Annotated in this window: 13 protein-coding genes; 7 read left to right on the top strand and 6 right to left on the bottom strand. The window is 61.1% G+C overall.

From position 1 onward, the window contains the following. Window positions 1-77: 77 nt before the first annotated feature. Window positions 78-2,699: a hypothetical protein gene (locus ACILSR_RS05630; protein WP_395748753.1), complete on the top strand. Its 2,622-nt coding sequence runs from the start codon at window positions 78-80 to the stop codon at window positions 2,697-2,699. Window positions 2,700-3,182: 483 nt separating this feature from the next. Here ACILSR_RS05630 and ACILSR_RS05625 read toward each other — a convergent pair whose 3' ends face one another. Together ACILSR_RS05625 and ACILSR_RS05620 are read right to left on the bottom strand one after the other, a co-directional pair. Continuing rightward, window positions 3,183-4,589 (bottom strand): efflux transporter outer membrane subunit, encoded by a 1,407-nt coding sequence (locus ACILSR_RS05625; protein ID WP_395748752.1) that lies wholly within the window; start codon window positions 4,587-4,589, stop codon window positions 3,183-3,185. A gap of 61 nt (window positions 4,590-4,650) precedes the next feature. Then, window positions 4,651-4,956: a hypothetical protein gene (locus ACILSR_RS05620; protein WP_395748751.1), complete on the bottom strand. Its 306-nt coding sequence runs from the start codon at window positions 4,954-4,956 to the stop codon at window positions 4,651-4,653. 96 nt (window positions 4,957-5,052) lie between these two features. On the opposite strand from ACILSR_RS05620, the gene ACILSR_RS05615 reads away from it, so the two are divergent. Both ACILSR_RS05615 and ACILSR_RS05610 read left to right on the top strand, forming a co-directional pair. Beyond that, a complete protein-coding gene (locus ACILSR_RS05615; RefSeq protein ID WP_395748750.1) occupies window positions 5,053-6,690 on the top strand; it encodes a sulfatase in 1,638 nt (545 codons plus the stop codon). 437 nt (window positions 6,691-7,127) lie between these two features. Next, window positions 7,128-7,757: an acyl carrier protein gene (locus ACILSR_RS05610; protein ID WP_395748749.1), complete on the top strand. Its 630-nt coding sequence runs from the start codon at window positions 7,128-7,130 to the stop codon at window positions 7,755-7,757. 61 nt (window positions 7,758-7,818) lie between these two features. On the opposite strand, the gene ACILSR_RS05605 is transcribed toward ACILSR_RS05610, so the two are convergent. Continuing rightward, complete coding sequence (locus ACILSR_RS05605; protein WP_395748748.1) at window positions 7,819-8,208, bottom strand: RNA-binding S4 domain-containing protein; 390 nt, start codon at window positions 8,206-8,208, stop codon at window positions 7,819-7,821. Further along, on the bottom strand, window positions 8,205-8,906 hold the full coding sequence (locus ACILSR_RS05600) for a YggS family pyridoxal phosphate-dependent enzyme (RefSeq protein ID WP_395748747.1): 702 nt from the start codon (window positions 8,904-8,906) through the stop codon (window positions 8,205-8,207). Before ACILSR_RS05600 ends, ACILSR_RS05605 begins: the two co-directional genes overlap by 4 nt. 70 nt (window positions 8,907-8,976) lie before the next feature. On the opposite strand from ACILSR_RS05600, the gene ACILSR_RS05595 reads away from it, so the two are divergent. After that, on the top strand, window positions 8,977-10,299 hold the full coding sequence (locus tag ACILSR_RS05595) for a Gfo/Idh/MocA family protein (RefSeq protein WP_395748746.1): 1,323 nt from the start codon (window positions 8,977-8,979) through the stop codon (window positions 10,297-10,299). A gap of 62 nt (window positions 10,300-10,361) precedes the next feature. On the opposite strand, the gene ACILSR_RS05590 is transcribed toward ACILSR_RS05595, so the two are convergent. Both ACILSR_RS05590 and ACILSR_RS05585 read right to left on the bottom strand, forming a co-directional pair. Further along, window positions 10,362-11,564 (bottom strand): FtsW/RodA/SpoVE family cell cycle protein, encoded by a 1,203-nt coding sequence (locus ACILSR_RS05590; RefSeq protein ID WP_395748745.1) that lies wholly within the window; start codon window positions 11,562-11,564, stop codon window positions 10,362-10,364. Window positions 11,565-11,618: 54 nt separating this feature from the next. Next, window positions 11,619-12,437 (bottom strand): ABC transporter ATP-binding protein, encoded by an 819-nt coding sequence (locus tag ACILSR_RS05585; RefSeq protein WP_395748744.1) that lies wholly within the window; start codon window positions 12,435-12,437, stop codon window positions 11,619-11,621. Between the two features lie 54 nt (window positions 12,438-12,491). Here ACILSR_RS05585 and ACILSR_RS05580 point away from each other — a divergent pair, with 54 nt between their 5' ends. From ACILSR_RS05580 to ACILSR_RS05570, 3 genes are all read left to right on the top strand, one after another. Then, entirely contained in the window at window positions 12,492-13,304 is an 813-nt protein-coding gene (locus ACILSR_RS05580) for a serine/threonine-protein kinase (protein WP_395748743.1), read from the top strand. Between the two features lie 68 nt (window positions 13,305-13,372). Then, window positions 13,373-14,098 carry a hypothetical protein gene (locus ACILSR_RS05575; RefSeq protein WP_395748742.1) on the top strand — a complete coding sequence of 242 codons (726 nt, stop codon included), beginning with the start codon at window positions 13,373-13,375 and terminating at the stop codon, window positions 14,096-14,098. A gap of 12 nt (window positions 14,099-14,110) precedes the next feature. Continuing rightward, window positions 14,111-14,587, top strand: coding sequence for a hypothetical protein (locus ACILSR_RS05570; protein WP_395748741.1), 477 nt, complete (start codon window positions 14,111-14,113; stop codon window positions 14,585-14,587). Window positions 14,588-14,590: the final 3 nt, after the last annotated feature.

The raw sequence follows: 14,590 nt of genomic DNA, 5'->3' as shown, positions 1-14,590 counted from the left end.
GCTGGAGAGGTGGATTGGCTGACCGGTCTGTTCATTCGCTGCATGAAAGGAATCGGCAAACAGAATGTTTAAAAGCCATGCTTCGCCCAACCTGTCTCGCATTCCTCCTTGCCTCTGCTGCTTTGGGGCAAAACCCGCTGCCAAAGATCAATGCCCTGCGCCCCGAAGGCCACCAGAGCGACTATCCTTCCGTGTGCGTGGATGGAGATGGCCGCCCGTGGGTCGCCTTCATCCAGTGGGATGGCAAGGAAGACTCCTTGCACGTGGCCAAACAAACCGACGGCCCTCTCAGCGACGTCATCACTGTGGGCACGCCCGGCATCATTCATCAGCCCTCCATCGTCCGCGACGGCAGCGGCATGCTGCACGTCTTCTGGTCCCAGGTGAATGAGAACGACATCATGGAGCTCAGGTGCGCACAGGTTCCCTACGAGAACACGCCGGCGAAAATCCAGCAGACCATGACGCTCGCCAGCTCTCCCAAGGGAGGCAGCGCCTTCGCCAAGGCTGCGGTCGATCCCGCAGGCAATGTCTGGGTCGTCTGGCAGGGCATGTATGGCACTTTGGGCGATGTCTTCTGCCGCATCTTCAACTCGAAGGAAAACAGCTGGAGCAATGACATCAAGGTCACCACCGATCCTGCAGGCGACTGGGAGCCCTGCCTCGCGTTCGATGGCAAAGGCGGCGCCTGGATCTGCTACGACTCCTCCCGTGGCAATGAATTCAACATCTACGCCACCCACGTCTCCGGAGACACCACCGTCGGCGAAACGAAACAACTCATTGCCACCAGCCGCTACGAGGGCCGCGTGAATGCCATTACTTCAAAAGACGGCAAAGGCATCTGGCTCGCCTGCGAGCGCGGCAATGAGCAATGGGGCCTCGACATGCGCGCCCACGGCGGCCAGGTCGGGCTCAATGGCCGCCGCGATCTCGTCATTGCCTATTGGGATCTAGCCAGCGGCAAAGTCGAAGAACTCCCCGGTCCTGACGCCCACCTCAAAGACCTGCCCGCACCCAAAGCCGCAGCCGCTGCTGCCCCCAACGCACCGCGTGGCAACAATCCAAAAGCCAAGGCGAAAGCCGAAGAACGCGCCAAAGCCCAGGCCGCTCAGGCAAAGGCCAAGGGCAAGCCCGCTCCCAATGAGATCGGCGCCGTGAATCTCCCCCACCTCATGCTCGATGCCGCCGGCCGTCCGTGGCTCACCGTGCGCTTCTTCAAAAACTTCTGCTGGCAGATCGCACTTACCCGCTACGAGCCTGCTACCAAACAATGGACCCAGCCCTTCCTTGTGCCGGACAGCGTGTACACCCAGGACCGCCAGACCGCCCACGTCCTCGGCAAAGACGGCAGCCTCTGGATGGCCTGGTCCAGCGACCTGCGCACCTCCAAGCTCCAGCTCACCACCGGCATCCAGCTCGCCAAAATCGCCACGGATGTGGAGCTTCCCCTCGTCACCGCCCCAGCCGTCCCTCCTCGCGAACCCTTCGCCGCCTACATCAATCCCACCACTCCCGAGCGCGACCGCAGCGAGCGCCACACCTGGACCCACGACGGCGTCACCTACAAGCTCTACTGGGGTGATTACCACCGCCACACCGACATCTCCAACTGCGTCACCGCCAATGACGGCTGCGTGCTTGAGCAGTACCGCTACGCCTGGGACATGGGCAAGCTCGACACCCTCGGCACCAGCGACCACACTGACATCGCAAAGATCTACCATCCCTATGAGTGGTGGCTCAATCAGAAGATGACCGAGATCTTCTACTCACCCGGCTTCTTCATGAGCATGTACGCCTACGAGCGCGAGCAGAAATGGCCGCTCGGACATCGCAATGTCATCTTCGCCCAGCGCGGCGGCCCCATCGTGTACATCCAGCGGAAAAACTACCTCGACTCCCCCTGGCAGAAGCTTTACCCCGTCAAAACCGAAGGCACGCCTGAGCTGCACCCCACCGAGCTCTGGGACGTCCTCGTCCGCTATGGAAGGCCCGTCACCGCCATCAGCCACACCGGCGCCACCAGCATGGGCACCGACTGGGATCAGATCCCGCCGATCGATCACCGCATTGAAAACGTCCTCGAAATCTACCAGGGTGCCCGCGTCAGCTACGAAGGTCAAAACGTCCCCCAGCCCACCGTCGGCATGCGCGTCGGCCAGGACTACAACCACGCCTCCACCGTCGTGGGCAAGCCCGTCGTCGGCCAGCCCATCCGCAGCTTCACCGAGAAGAACAATGGCGTCTATCAGCATGCCCTCGAGATCGGCCACAAGCTCGGCGTCTGGGCAGACAGCGACCACATCTCCACCCACACCAGCTACGGTGGCGTCTATGTGAAAGACTTCACCCGCGAGGGCATCATCGAAGGCATCAAAGCCCGCCGCACCATCGCCGCCACGGACAAAATCTTCGTCGAGTTCTCCTGCAACAATCACCTCCTCGGCACCGAGATCGCCCTCACTGGCAAGCCCGTCCTCAAATTCAGCGTCGATGGCACCGCCGAGATCACCCGCATCACCCTCGTCCGCAACGAGCAGAACTACCAGCAGTGGGAAGTCGAAGGTAAAACCTTTTCCCAAACCTACACCGACGACTCCCCCCTCCCCGGCGAAAACCGCTACTACCTCCGCGTCGAGCAAAACGACGGCAACATGGCCTGGTCATCCCCTGTGTGGGTCCAAATCAAACCTTGACGAAAACCTCGTATCAGGCCTCACACGCGCCAGATCGTCCCTCTAAAATCAAAAATCGACTGCTCTTCAATCGTCAATCAATCCTCCGGCCCCCACGAACACCGCAAGCACGCATGATTGACGAACCATCGATCATCGAAGTCCCACGATCTAGGCCGTGTTTGAAAGCCTGTTTCAAGGGGGGGACTGGCGAAAGCGCTGTTGGAGCGCGGGCCTCCGAGCCCGCAGCACTTCGCAGCAGCCAACAGTGCCGCACGTTCCTTCCCGCCTCTCATCTGCACGCGACTGCCACTGCTCAGCATGCTCGTGCTTGCGACCTGCCAGAAGCCATGCTCTGGCCTGGTGATGATTGCCACCGGCTGCGGGCTCGGAGGCCCGCGCTCCACGGAATGCGTGGGAAGCGGTCGAACACCTGCTTTTCAAACACGGCCTAGCATCTAGCATCTAGCATCTAGCATCTAGCATCTAGCATCCAGCATCCAGCTACTGCCACCCACCGCCCAGCGCCTTCAGCATCGCCACACTGGCCATCAGCCGCTGTCCTTCCACCTGCGCCGCCAGCAGCTGCGTGTTCAGCACCGTGCGGTTAGCATCCACCACTTCAAAGTAGCTCGCCAGACCTTTGTCATAGCGCAGTTGCGCCAGCCGTTGCGTCTCCTGCGCAGCAGCGATGGCTGCATTCAGCGAGGCAGCCTGTTTGGCATAAGCCCCCGCGTCCAGCATGCTGTCCTCCACTTCCTGCAGCGCCAGCAGGATCGTCTGCCGGTAGTTTGCCAGCGTCTCGTCATAGCCTGCCTTGGCTGACCTCAAGTTCGCCTTCAGCTTTCCGCCTTGAAAAATCGGCAGCGTCATGCTCGGCCCAATCGTCATGATCTTGCTTTTCTGATCATAGAAATTGTTGGTGCCGATGCTTTCCAGACCACCCGTGCCGTTGACGCTGAAGGCAGGATAAAAGGAGGCGGCCGCCACCCCGATCTTCGCATTCGCCTCGCGCATGCTTTGCTCCGCGGCCCGGATGTCCGGCCGGCGCTGCAGCAGCGTGGAGGGCAGTCCGCCTGGCACCTTCGGCGGATGCATCGCATGGGAGTTTTTAGCCAGGCGGAAGTTGGACGGAATCTCTCCGCAAATGACAGCCAGCGCGTTTTCAGCATTGCCACGCTGACGCTGCAGCGCCGCCAGATCACTATGCGCGATCTCCAGCTCGGTCCGCGCACGCGCCACATCCATTTCATTCGCCAGTCCTCCTCTGAAGCGTGACTCCTGCAGCTTCAGCGCTTCTTCGCGCCAGGTCCGCGTGCCGATCACCACATCGATCTGCCGGTCAAGCGAGTGCGCCAGGAAATACAGCCGTGCCACCTCCGAGGCAATCGTCAGACGCCGGGCGGAAAGAGTCTCCATCGCTCCCAGTTGCGCGGCTTTGGATCCTTCCACGGCGCGGCGCACACGGCCCCACACATCGATCTCCCAGCCTTCTTCCAGCAGGTTCTGGAAACGGCGGCGCTGGGTTTTGGGCAGGGCCACGCCGGGAGGCAGGTTGGCGCCGAAGGAGCTTTGGGACAGACGCTCATACTGCATCGCATCCCTCATGTTCAAAGTCGGGAACCAGCTCGCCTGCTGCACGCCCACCAGCGCGCGTGCCGTCTCCACTCGCGCCAGTGCGCCACGCAGCTGCTCGTTGTTCGCCATCGCGCGTTCTTCCAGCCGGTTCAGTTCCGCGGAGCCAAACAGTTTCCACCATTCGCCGGGCACCGGAATGTCCGCCGTGCTCACCGAGCCGCCGTTCTTCCACTTCGAAGGCATGAGCACATTCGGCAGTTTGAAATCCGGTCCGACGCTGCAGGAAGTGCACGTCAATGCAGTCGAGAGGCAGAGAATTTTAATATTGTTCATGTGCGCGCATTCATGGGGTGAATCGACCTCAGTGCAACCCTCAAAGACGAAGGTTTGCCCGTCATACTTTTGGCAGGCAGCTCTCCACCTTGTGCCGCCAGTTCTTCAGCACGTCCGCCGCCAGCGCATGCGCCTCCTCCGCGCCCACATGCTCGGTCACCGTCTGCGGGGCCGGCAGCCAGCCGGGCGAGGACACCTCTCCGATGTGGTCATGGTTTTCCGAGCGCAGAAAGGCGCGCAGTTCTACGGTGAGCAGGTTTTTGCCCCGGTCATGGCTGGCCAGCGCCTCGGCGCAGACTTCATACGGAACGCCTTCCTGCTGGATGAGGCTGATGACCTGCGTGGAATCGAGCAATGCGTGAATCATGTCCATAAGTTCAGAAGCAGGCACCGGGTGTCGTTGCGTTGTTTGCGCTCATTTTTGGCGAAGGTTTACGCGCCTGCCCCGCGTTATGACGCAACCATGCGCATTCTCCTGCTTTGCTGCCTTGCACTGACCACCCTCGCCACCGCCGCGGACAAACCGCTGAACATCGTCTTCCTCTTTGCCGACGACTGGGGCCGCTACGCCAGCATCTACGCCGAGCACGAAAAATTCCCCTCGCCCAACCAGGTCGTCAAAACCCCCAACATCGACCGGATTGCCCGCGAAGGCGCCCTCTTCCAGCGCGCCTACGTCAATGCCCCTTCCTGCACGCCCTGCCGCAGCGCCCTCCTTTCCGGCCGCTATTTCTTCAACTGCGGCCGCGCCGCCATCCTCAATGGCGCTGTCTGGGATCCCGCCATTCCCAGCTATCCTCTCCTGCTAAAGGACAAAGGCTACCACCTTGGCAAATCCTTCAAAGTCTGGGGCCCCGGCGAGCCCGCTGACGCCCCCTATGGCGGCCAGGCACATGCCTTCCAAAAGTCCGGCGCGCGCTGCAATCAGTTCTCCCAAAACGTGGACAAGCTCATGCAGCAGGGCGTCGCCGTCGAAGCCGCCAAGCAGCAAATCTACGACGAAGTGCGCGGCAATTTCGACAGCTTCCTCGCCGCCCGCCCCAAAGGCGCACCCTTCGTCTTCTGGCACGGCCCCACCAACGTTCATCGCAAATGGGTCAAAGGCAGCGGCCAGGCCCAGTGGGGCATCAATCCCGATGATCTGAAAGGCAAGCTCCCCAAACACCTGCCCGATGTCCCGGAATTCCGCGAAGACTTCGGCAGCTACCTCGGCGAGATCCAGGCCTTCGACGCCCAGGTGGGCGTCATTATCAAGCGCCTCGAAGAAGCCGGCGAATACGACAACACCGTCATCGTCATCAGCGGCGACCACGGCGCCCCCGGCTTCCCCGGTGGCAAATGCAACCTCTACGACTTCGGCGTCAACGTCGCCCTTGCCATCCGCTGGCCCGGCCAGCCCGGCGGTCGCTACATCGAAGACTTTGTCAATCTCATGGACCTCGCCCCCACCTTCATGGAAATCGGCGGCGCCACCATCCCTCCCGGCGTGAACGGTAAAAGCCTCGTCAGCCTCCTGAAGTCCGGCAAATCCGGCCGCATCGAAAAAGACCGCGACTACGTCATCACCGGTCGCGAGCGCCACGTCTCCATCGCCCGCGAAGGCAATCTCCCCTACCCCCAGCGCGCCCTGCGCAAAGACGGCTTCCTCTACATCCACAATTTCAAGCCCGACCGGATGCCCATGGGCGACTACAAAACCCTCACCGACACCTTCACCCCTTCTCAGGAAGACATGGAAAACGAAACCTACGTCGCCTTCCCCGACATGGACGCCTCCCCCGCCAAAGCCTGGCTCATCCAGCACCGCGCCGACTCCCAGTACAAATGGTTCTTCGACTACGCCTTCTCCAAGCGCCCCGAAGAAGAACTCTACGACATCACCAAAGACCCCAATTCCACCATCAACGTCGCCAACGAACCCGCCTACGCCGAAATCAAAAACAAAATGGCCGCCGAGCTCACCGAAAAACTCAAAGCCGTCGGCGACCCCCGCGTCACCGCCGACCCCGTCCCCTTCGAAAACCCACCCTTCACCCAGGACACCAAAACCGGCCAGCCCGGCAAAAACAAAAAGGGCAAAGCAAAAGCGAAAGCAAAGTAGCCCTGGAGGATAGGCTTCCAGCCTGTCAACGGATCGAGGCGTCCCGCCTTCGATCTAAACAACAGGTGAGACGCGTATGCCCCTCCGCCTTTTGCCAAACACAGCTACACACGATCTTCCATCCCGAGGCTCCGCGACACACCAGCTCCAACGGAGCTGCGGAATCAGCCCAGGGTCAGCCGAGCCTCAGCGAGGCGACCCTGGGTCATTTGCCACACCTCCGGGTAAGCAAACCCAGAGTTTGGCCACACCCAGCAATCACCAGCAGCGTCTGCAATAAGCTCCGCCGCGCATCGCACCGTAATTACACGGCGCTCCGATGAGCGACCTTAAACCAAGCGCCATTCATTTATGACTACTTTTCATAATGTTGTTGATGTGCTCGCCAGAATTGTTTTCCATCCAGCAGTAGACGACTTTCACGCGCTTCTCCCACTATGACCTGCCGATTACTACTCTTTATCTTCTGCGTCTTCGCAACGGCCTGCGGAAAGAAGCCATCCGCTCAAGTGTCGGCGGGGCCGCAATCTCTTGATCAAGTCACCCAGATTGTTGCAGAGCAGCTTGGAAAGAAGCGCTCGGACGTGAGGCCTGATGTTACATTTGCCGCCCTTGGAGCAGACGATCTCGATTTCGTTGAGATCGTAATGGCTACCGAGGAAGCGCTGGGGGTGTCGATAGCTGACGAAGGTATTAACAAGTCTGCGGGAGTCTCCGACCCACAGCAGGCAGTTAAGCATCTTACGATCTTAAAGTTTGCAGCTTTGGCCGATAGCTCGCCAAGGCAGAAGCCACAAGAAAGCAATGAGCCGCAGGATGGCGGTCTTCGAGCGACTCAAGTTGGCTCATATGCCGAGCTAAGTAAGCTGCCAAATCCCCGAGGGCATGAGCTTGTCTTTGTGCCGAGTCTGGAGGCTTTAATTTCCATGTCGGAACAGCGCGCAGGGCGAAAGCTGACTGAGACTGAGGTGGCTGACCTGAAGGCTCGGGCTGCAGTCATCGTCATGCCGCCCGAGGACGCTGCCAAACTCAGAAAGCAACGCAGCCAACCCGAAATCACGAAATGACACATCCGACATGAAGTCGAACACAGCGCTGGTCCCAACCGCCGGGGCTGACTGCTTTCCTTCACTCCCCCTGCTCCTCCCAAAACTTCCTCAACTCCCGCAGCTGCTTCTTGTCCGGCTTCGCCACCACCTCATGCGCCCGCGGCTGGATCAGCTCCCTCTCCCTCCGCAGCTCGCTCGCACGCTGAATCCACTCCAACGGCGTCAGGTTCTCACAAAACTCCGCCACCCGCGGCGGCCCCAGCCGCTGCGCTGAAAAGCCGATCACCCGCACTCGCAGCCGCAGATCTCCACGCACCACTTCCAGCGTGTCCCCCGGCTTCAGATCCCGCGACGCCTTCACCGGCTGCCCGTCGATGGTCACATTCCCACGGCCACACGCCTGCGTGGCCAGAGAGCGTGTTTTGAAAACACGCACATGGTGCAGCCATTTGTCCGCACGCTGGCTCATGCAGCGGCAGTCTTGTAAGTGCGCCCGCCAAAAATCGCACTCCCCACGCGCACCATCGTCGCGCCCTCCTCAATCGCGATCTCAAAATCATGGCTCATCCCCATGCTCAGCAGCGGCAGCGCCACACCGCCGCGCTGTTCCAGCTCATCACGCAGCTCGCGCAGCTGCGCAAAATACGGCCGGCTCTTCTCCACATCCTCATCAAACGGCGGAATGCACATCAGCCCCTGAATCTCCATCCGCTTCAGCCCCTGCAGCGCCTCCAGCTCAGCGCGCACCTGCTCCACGCCAAAGCCATGCTTGCTGCCTTCCTCCGCCAGATTCACCTCCAGATAAACCTTCGCCACCATCCCCAGCTCGCCCGCTATGCGGTCCACATCCCGCGCCAGATCCAGCGAGCCGATGCTGTGAATGGCCTTCACATGCGGCAGCACCTTGCGCACCTTGTTGGACTGCAGATGCCCGATGAGGTGCCATTGCAGATTCGCCGGCAGTTGCGGTGCTTTCGCCAGAATCTCCTGCACCTTGTTCTCGCCGAAAAGCAGCTGCCCCGCCTCCACCGCCTCACGGATCGCCTCCACCGGAAACGTTTTGGAAACCGCCAGCAACTCCACCTTCGCAGGATCACGCCCGCATCGTTGCGCAGCGGAAGTGATGCGGTCGCGAATGGCTTGCAGGCGCTCGGAGAGGTTGTTCATGTCGTGCCAAAGAGAAACGGAAGATGCGCCTCCCGCGCAACGTATTTTCGCGCTCCACCATCCATTCTCCATGCAATCACGCCGCCACTTCATCCGCCAGTCCGCCGCCACTCTCTTCGCCGCCCCGTGGGTCACCACCGGCATGCGCGCCGCGTCTCCGAACGGCAAGCTGCGCCACGCCGCCTTCGGCGCTTCCGGCATGAGCATGGCGGACATGAGCGCCATGTCCAACCACCCCATGTGGCAGCTCGCAGCCGTTTGCGACGTGGACACCCGCAACTTCAAAAAAGCCCAGGAGAAATGGCCCGACATCAAAGTCTATCAGGACTGGCGTGAACTCCTCGAAAAGGAGTCGGACAATATCGACAGCGTCAACGTCTCCACGCCCGACCACATGCACGGCAGCATCGGCCTCGCCGCCATCGCCAAAGGCAAGCACGTTTACGGCCAGAAGCCTCTGGCCCACAATCTCTGGGAGTGCCGCCAGATGGTCGAACGCGCACGCGCGAAAGGCGTCAAGTCCCAGATGGGCATCCAGATTTCCTCCGCCTTCACCGAGCGCCACGCCGTGGCCCTCATCCAGATGGGTGCTATTGGCAAAGTGAAAGAGGCCCACACCTTCTCCAACAAGAAGTGGGGTGATCTGGAACCCCGCCCCGCCAAGAGCGATCCCATCCCCGAAGGCTTCAACTGGGACAAGTGGCTCGGCGTCGCCTCAGAGCGCAGCTACATTCAGGGCTACGATCATCCCGGCAACTGGCGCAGGCGCCGCGACTTCGGCACCGGCACCCTCGGAGACATGGGCTGCCATATGTTCAGCGGCTGGTTCCGCTCCCTCGATCTCGCGGCCCCCATCTCCGTGAAGTCCTCCGGCCCCGTGCCCAACAAGGACAACTGGGCCATCAACGCCGTCGTGGAATACACCTTCAAAGGCACCCAGTACACCACCGGGGACACCATCAAAGTCACCTGGACTGATGGCGACGCACGCCCGCCGGCCGAGGTGATGGCCCTCGTGGGAGACGTCTCCAAATTCCCCGGCCAGGGCACCATCTACCTCGGTACCGAAGGCGTCCTGCTTTCCCCTCACGGCTCCACCCCGCTCCTCTACCCACGGGAAAAATACGCCAGCTTCGGCGCCTATCCAAAGCTCGAACCCCGCGACCACTGGGCCGACTTCATCGACTGCTGCCTTGCTGGCGGCGATAAAAAGCCCTCCGCCAATTTCGACTACGCCGGCCCCCTCACCGAAGCCGTGCTTCTCGGCTGCCTCGCCAGCGCCTTCCCCAACGAGAACCTCACCTGGGACGCCCCCGGCCTCAAGATCCCGAACAACGCCGAAGCCGACAAGATGGTCCGCCGCGACTACCGCAAAGGCTGGGAAATCGTGTAACGCAACTCCGGTTGGGCGCTTGGTCCGCCAAGCGCCTCTTCCGGGCCTGCGCTACTGGAGAATCACTCATCATCCTCGTCATCCCGCGGTCCGTTCACGGACCGCTTCTTCTTCACCGCCGAAATATTGCGGTGCACCCAGACGCTCTGCACCATTCCCATCAGGAACAAGCAGACGATCACAAAGGTACCCCCGTGGCTGACTAACGGCATCGGCAGACCGATGACCGGCAGCATCACGAGGTTCATCCCGGCGTTTTGAAACGTGTGCACAAAAAACATCGCCACCACGCCCACGACAATAAGCCGCCCTAGCTGATCTCTCGCGAAGAACGCCACAAACACCGACTGCAGCAGCAGCAGCGCCATGCCTGAAAGCAGAAGCACCGCGCCGCGGAATCCGAACTCCTCGGCCACCACGCAAAAAATGAAGTCACTGATCGTCTCGTGCGGCAGAAAGGTGCGGTGGATGGACGCCTGATCTTCCACCTTCTTCGATTCCGGCCCTTTTCCTTCCAGCCCCGCCGTGGACACACCGATCAGCAGATACTTGGCCACCCACGCCTCGTTTTGCAGATCCACCTTGTCCATTTGGTTCGTCATCATGTACCACGTCGAGCTGATACGTGCCTGCTGGTACGGCTTCAACGCAAACACATACACCAGCGGCACGATGCTGATCACGCCCAGCAGCAGGGTGATCATGTAGCGGAATGGAATGCTGCCCACCAGCATCATCGAAAGAAACACCGGTCCCCACACCAGGCCAGACCCAAGGTCTTCCTTGATCACCATCACCGCCGGCACTCCCGCCACCATCCCGGCGATCAGAATGCGCAGCCATGGACGGCGGAACACCGGCAGCAGCCTTGGTAGTTCTCCAAACACAACACCCAGCACCAGAATGCCGGACATGATGGCAAACTGCGACGGCTGCACCGACTGTCCGGCGATGATGAGCCACGCCTTGTTGCCGCCGCGTTCCACCCCAAACAGAAGCACTGCGATCAGTCCGCCGATCCCCGCAAGATACAACGGCCAGCAGGCCCAGCGCACCCATTTGTAGTCGATCAACGAAGCCACGAAAAACACCGGCACGCCGATCAAGATCGCACGCAGCTGGTCCTTCCACTTGAACGCAAATTCCGCCGACTCCTTGTAGGCCGAGGCGTTGAAGATGGCATACACCCCAAAGACGCATAAGGCGGTGACGTTCAGCACCAGCAGCCAGTTCATCCCGAGAAACTTTTTAAAGAGCGGTGTCATTGATTCAGAAATATTCAGCCTTCAGCCATTCCAAGTTTGTTCATCATTCGCCATTCACATCACCGGCACCGCATCCAGCAGCTTCTGCGTGTAGTCATGGCGCGGGTTCTCGCAGATCTCTTCCGCGTCCCCCTGCTCGACGATCTTGCCATGGTGCATCACCACAATGCGGTCGCTCATGTGCCGCACCACCGCGAGGTCGTGCGCGATGAACAGCAGCGTCAGGTCAAACTCCGCCTGGATGTCCTTCAGCAGATTCAGAATCTGCGCCTGCACACTCACATCCAGCGCGCTCACCGGCTCGTCGCAGATCAGAAACCGCGGTTTCACCGCCAGCGCCCGCGCGATGCCGATGCGCTGCCTCTGCCCGCCACTGAATTCATGCGGATAGCGCTGCAGCGCGTCCTCCGGCAGTCCCACCTTCGTCAGCAGTTCCGCGGACACCGCGCGCCGTTCCTCACGCGTTTTTTCTTTGAAGTGAATCTGCATCGGCTCGCCAAGGATGGACTCCACCGTCATGCGCGGATTCAGCGAGCCGATCGGGTCCTGAAACACCATCTGCATGTCCTTGCGCAGCGGGCGGAATTGCTCCTCAGGCATCGTCAGGATTTCCTGGTCGCGGTAGCGCACGCTTCCAGCGGTTACGGGCAGCAGCTTGAGCAGAGCACGCGCCAACGTGGACTTGCCGCTGCCGCTCTCTCCCACCAGTCCCACCGTGCTGCCCTCCTCCACTTCAAAGCTCACATTGTCCACCGCCTTGATCACGTCCTTGCCACGCCCCAGCCAGCCTCCCCGCACGGGGAAGTGGATTTTAAGATCTTTCACACTGAGCATCGTCATGGTTGCAGCCCCGATGTTAGCACACCTGCTCATTCACGCGAAAGTTTCATTGCGTGAAACCTCGAAAGTGTCAGCATCCCTTTCCTGATGAACGATCGCTACGAATTGCTTGCCCCCATCGCCGAGGGCGGTCTGGGCACCGTCTTCAGAGCGCTCGATCGGCAGATGGGCCGTGAGGTGGCCGTCAAACGACTCCTCCCCGCCACCGCAGGAAATTCCGCCGCCGCCCTGGACGCCCTTCTCCACGAAGCCAGACGCCAGTCCGCCCTCCACCACCCCAGCATCGTCTCCGTCATCGAGGCCGGCACAGACAGCCAGGGTGCCTTCATCGCCATGGAACTCGTCCATGGCGAGACCCTCGAAGCCCGCCTGACCCGCAGCGCCTTGACCCTGGCCGAGTTCCACGACCTCGTGCTTCAGACCCTGGCAGCCTTGGACGCAGCCCACTCCGCCGGCGTCATCCACCTCGATCTCAAGCCGGAAAACCTCATGCTCGCCCATCATCCCGACGGCGGCATCCACGTGAAAATCCTCGACTTCGGCCTCGCCCGTGATCTTGAAAACACCGCCCTGGAGCCCACGCCGTCCCCCGTGCAGGGCTCCATCTTTTTCATGGCCCCGGAGCAGTTCCAGCGCGCCCCCGTCGATGTCCGGACAGACATCTACTCCCTCGGCTGCCTCTTCTACTACGCATGGGCCCACCAGCCCCCTTTCGCGGGCGAGACCAAGCCGCAGGTCATGGTCTCCCACCTTTACCATCGCACCACTCCCCTCTCTCAAGTCCGCCCCGGTCTCCCGGAGCGCACCGTTCGCTGGATCGAATGGCTCACCAGCCGCCACCCCGCCGACCGGCCCGCCAGCGTCGCCGCAGCCCTGCAAGCCTTTTCGGCGGCCGATTAGCGCCCGGAACGCAAGAAGCTTCCTCGCCATGGCGAAAGCTCCTTGCCATCCTACTGCGTGCCGCCATCATGCGCCAACCAGCTTCCCGCCCTCTCATGACGCGTGTCTTTTCAGTTTTTTTGTCTGCCGCCATCAGCCTCATCCTCTGCTCCTGTAGCATGATCAAAAGCATCATTCCGCACTCGATGCCCAAGCTGCCCAAAATCGGCCTCCCCAGCCTTCCCAGCAGAAACACCGTGGCCAGGCTCGTCCCTGGCATGTCGGAGAAGGACAAGGCCAGCGCCGAAGACCCTGACATCTCCTTCACCTCCCGCGGCACCCTCGGCTACGGCCACACCATTCGCCTCGAAGTTTACGAAGGCACCCGCAGCCCTGACCGCATCTTCCGTGGCATCGAGATGATCAATACCGAGGGCAATCTCGCCCTCGGTTCCGTCGGCACTGCCCACGTTGGCGGCATGCGCCTGCCCCAGGCCGCCGAGGCCATCGCCACCGTCTTCCGCCTCGCCGGCCGGAACACCCGCGAGATCACCGTCCAGATCATCTCCGTGGAAAATGTGGAGGTCGTATCCCTCAATGGAGACGTTCAGGAGCCCGAATTCATCCCCGTCTTCAAAAACATGTCCGTCAAGCAGGCCGTCACCGTCACCGGTGGCCGCAAGACCGGCTCCACCTCCCGCGGCGTTTACATCTCCCGCCAGGGCCAGCGCCACTTCTTCACCTCGCTCGAATCCGCAAACCACAAATGGAAGCCCGTTGCTGGCGACATCATCACCCTTTCTCCCGATATCTGATCTTTCTCCATCATGCTCGAATACACCGGCGGCAGCCCCGCCTCGCCCCAAGCCCCCCTTAGCTCCCTCTTTCAAACCGCAGCCATCCTCCGCATCGGCACCGGTCTCCTCCTCATGACACGCTACGGCATCGATGCCGTGCAAAACGCCTACCACTTCTTCTTCCAGGAAAAGCCTTGGGCCTGGGTTCCCGCCTTTCATGAGGCCGGCATGCCCTACGCCCACCTCCTCGCACCTATCGTCGCCGTCGTCATCGTGGTCGTCGCCCTGAGTTGGATCATCGGTTTCCTCACCCGCCTCTTCGCCCTGGCCTTCCTGCCCGTCGTCATCACCACCCTTGTGGTGCTGCAAAATGCCGGCTCCCCTCGTGTCGAGGCCGCCTGGCTCTACCTCATCATCACCGTCACCCTCCTGCTCTTCGGTTCAGGCACCGTTTCGGTCGATCAACTTTTCCGCCTCGGTCAGGGCGGTCCGAAAAAACGCCGCTAAGCC

It is taken from the genome of Prosthecobacter sp. (assembly GCF_044222565.1).
GTDB lineage: Bacteria > Verrucomicrobiota > Verrucomicrobiia > Verrucomicrobiales > Verrucomicrobiaceae > Prosthecobacter.
The sequence above is the reverse complement of the archived record's forward strand: the minus strand, read 5'-3'. Positions and strand labels throughout refer to the sequence as shown.